This is a genomic window from Vibrio sp. JPW-9-11-11 (assembly GCF_013369335.1).
Classification (GTDB): Bacteria; Pseudomonadota; Gammaproteobacteria; order Enterobacterales; family Vibrionaceae; genus Vibrio.
On sequence record NZ_SZQJ01000023.1, the window covers coordinates 1 to 2,275 of the forward strand.

The window sequence follows — 2,275 nt, forward strand, 5'->3', positions numbered from 1 at the left end:
AAATCAGTCATTTGTGGTAAAACATAACAAACAATTCAAGCAGACCCTCAACGCGTGGCACTTTTGGTTTGCGTTGGTTTTTGTGTTGCCGAGCAATGCGGAAAGTGAGCCAGGGCGTTTCGGGCTACTTAATTGGGCGTTATACGAATAAGGAAAGTTCGGAATATGGAAATCAAAATAGACGATCTATCGGGTGGAGAAGTCATTGAATTGCTCGAAGAGCATTTGGCTGATATGTATGCAACATCACCTCCAGAAAGTGTTCATGCCTTAGATGTCGATGCACTTAAATCACCAGATATTACATTCTTCAGCGGTTGGGTTAACGGTGAAATACAAGGTTGCCTTGCTATCAAGCAACTCACTCCCCGTCATGTTGAATTGAAATCTATGAGAACTTCTAATTCATCCCGAAAGTCCGGTGTGGCAACTAAGCTATTAACCCATGCTTTGAATACAGCTATCGACAAGGGATACCGCAAAGTTAGCCTTGAAACTGGTACTCAGCAATTCTTCCAACCAGCTCGAAACCTGTATGAGAAATTCGGGTTTACTTATTGCGAACCATTTGCCAACTATGAACTCGATCCACATAGTCACTTTATGACACGGGAATTGGTGGAAAAATTCGTATAACAAGCAATTTAAGAGGGATTCCCAACGCTTGGCATTTTTGGTTCTACTTCGGGTTTTGTGTTTATGGCACAATGCTTTAGGTATGGGGGGTAGCGTTGCTCACCCCTTAATTGGGCGTTATAACAAATTTAAATAAAGGAAAGTTATGTACAAATGTCCGAAGTGTTCTTCTGAGGATACTTATAAAGAAAAAATTAACGGTATGGATACAGGTGATAGGGTTTGCAGAAGTTGTGGTCATATAACGTCAGCCTCTTCATTTAAAAAGAACAGTGATAGGGCTGTTGGCGCAGCGACTGGAGGTGCGATATTAGGAGCCTCGCTAGGTGGTCCGGTTGGGCTAGTCGTCGGTGGTTTGCTTGGAGCTTGGCTTGGAAATGCTGTTGACGAAAACAAGGAGAATAATAATGGATAAAGCTCTATTTATTCCATCTGCTATTGTTGCCGCTATTCTCATTTTGTTCTATGCCTGTCTTACGTATAAAAAAGGCTTAGATTTTGATCAACAAGCTATTACAAATATAATCTTGCAGTCTTTTCAACTCGTTTGTGGTTGTGTTTTGATTGCGAGTACATTTGTTGATGAACTGGCATCACTAGTATCCGACTTGAATCTATATATTCTTATTGCGGGTTCGGTATTGTTTGTTAATGCCCTCAAGACTGTTTATCGTGATATGCCTTTCTCGCTATCACGCAATCGAAGTCAAAATACAGTTCAAACAGATCGCTAGTAAAAATTTGTTATAACAAACAATTTAAGAGTGATTCAGCACGCTTGGCATTTTTGGTTTGAGTTTAGTTCAGCGATTACTGTGGTCAAGTTAAGTGTCGTGGTCGCGTGCTTCACACCTTAATTGGGCGTTAAGTGTAAGGAGAAAACTTTGCAATCAAGGATATCCATTCCTACGGATAATATATATAAGTTCTACGCTATGTTTGGGCTTGTACTTCTAGTTTCAACTATGGCACTTTTTGTATTCGTTTACTCTACATTTCAAGCTAACTCTCATGCTCGCTATGTAGAGCTTAAGGTATTGTCTTCCTTATCTAAATTAACGCCAGAACAATCGGCTCGAAAAGAAGTTCTGGAAGTAAAGGAAATGATCGATACTTCGGACAAGAAAACCTATATGAATGCAATTAGCTTCTTGCTAGCTTTGTCATTATTTTTGATGGCTTTTGGGTTTTATCGCTGGCATAAAAAAATTCAACCGCTACAAGATGAGATTTTAGTGAAGCAAAAGGAAAAAACGGAGCTAGAGATTAGGTTGCTTCATAAACAGTTGAACTCTTCTCGTATCAAGCAAGTGGGCAAAAACACTTAGTATCAAGTTTGAAGTGCGACACTTTTTACAGATGCGCATGAATATACTCCGTTGGTGTTCTATACCCAAGCCTTTTGCGTGGGCGCGTATTTAATTTGTGTGCAATTTCATTGCAGAGCTTCTGTGTCACGTGTGACATAGAAGTGCGTTTTGGTAAGTATTGTCGTATCAAGCCATTGGTGTTTTCATTAGTGCCTCGCTCCCATGAATGGTATGGATTTGCAAAGTAAAACAGGCAGTTATGATGTTTTTCTAATTGTGCATAACTATGAAATTCAGTGCCGTTATCCGCAGTTATCGTCTTAAAAGGT

At 39.9% G+C, this 2,275-nt stretch carries 5 protein-coding genes; 4 read left to right on the top strand and 1 reads right to left on the bottom strand.

Features of this window, described 5'->3' with window-relative positions; translation table 11 throughout:
* Positions 1-165 precede the first annotated feature (165 nt).
* The 4 genes from FCU94_RS15735 to FCU94_RS15750 all read left to right on the top strand — a co-directional run bounded on the left by FCU94_RS15735 (position 166) and on the right by FCU94_RS15750 (position 1,964).
* The gene (locus FCU94_RS15735; protein WP_176289443.1) at positions 166-636 is read left to right on the top strand and encodes a GNAT family N-acetyltransferase; all 471 of its coding nucleotides are present in this window, start codon (positions 166-168) and stop codon (positions 634-636) included.
* Positions 637-781: 145 nt separating this feature from the next.
* Complete coding sequence (locus FCU94_RS15740) at positions 782-1,051, top strand: glycine zipper domain-containing protein (RefSeq protein ID WP_176289444.1); 270 nt, start codon at positions 782-784, stop codon at positions 1,049-1,051.
* A complete protein-coding gene (locus tag FCU94_RS15745) occupies positions 1,044-1,370 on the top strand; it encodes a threonyl-tRNA synthetase (protein WP_176289445.1) in 327 nt (108 codons plus the stop codon). Before FCU94_RS15740 ends, FCU94_RS15745 begins: the two co-directional genes overlap by 8 nt.
* Positions 1,371-1,520: 150 nt before the next feature.
* A complete protein-coding gene (locus FCU94_RS15750; protein WP_072611821.1) occupies positions 1,521-1,964 on the top strand; it encodes a hypothetical protein in 444 nt (147 codons plus the stop codon).
* A 25-nt stretch (positions 1,965-1,989) separates the two neighbouring features.
* Here the strand turns inward: FCU94_RS15750 and FCU94_RS15755 are convergent.
* Positions 1,990-2,275: IS30 family transposase (locus tag FCU94_RS15755; protein WP_176289446.1), on the bottom strand; the 286-nt coding region annotated here is incomplete at its 5' end.